1 protein-coding gene is annotated in these 567 nt (G+C 29.3%); it reads left to right on the top strand.

What is annotated here, in order from left to right:
- Positions 1-321: hypothetical protein (locus OF376_RS03175; RefSeq protein ID WP_263822068.1), on the top strand; the 321-nt coding region annotated here is incomplete at its 5' end.
- Positions 322-567: the final 246 nt, after the last annotated feature.

The raw sequence follows: 567 nt of genomic DNA, 5'->3' as shown, positions 1-567 counted from the left end.
GGAAGTCTAGGAAAAATGGGGGTAAACCAAATGGCTTACCCTTTTTTCATCACTTTAAAAGTTATTAGTGACATCGAAGCAAAAGGTGATGCTGAAAAATGATTTTGGAAAACAATCATTATTACCCGCCAAAAAACGCATCATTCTATTAATTTTGCGCATTCAGGCATATTTAATGTTATCGATAAAAACTATGATGCGACAAAGGATAAACAACGAGAAAGTGCAATAGATATTGATAGCAAAAAGATAATTAAAGATAATCCAAATATCACTGGTAATAAGAAGGTTAATCCTACTTTACCAGGTAATAATCAATAAAATAGTCCAGATGTTATTAACTCTTTTTAATTAGTTATAATAAGGCAAAATGCATGCACACATACATACATGCATGCATATTAAAAATATGTATATATCAATTGAAACAATATATTTAAAAAGTGAAGTGAAACTGAATGAAATTTAAATATGAAGTAGTAAAAATTAGAGCACACGGATTGCCAGCGATTTTGTTTGCAGCAAAAACATATGATGAAATTCAAAATTGATGTGATACACATATGT

Origin of the sequence: Ureaplasma miroungigenitalium, from assembly GCF_025780085.1 — a bacterium.
Taxonomy (GTDB): Bacteria; Bacillota_I; Bacilli_A; order Mycoplasmatales; family Mycoplasmoidaceae; genus Ureaplasma; species Ureaplasma miroungigenitalium.
The sequence above is the reverse complement of the archived record's forward strand: the minus strand, read 5'-3'. Positions and strand labels throughout refer to the sequence as shown.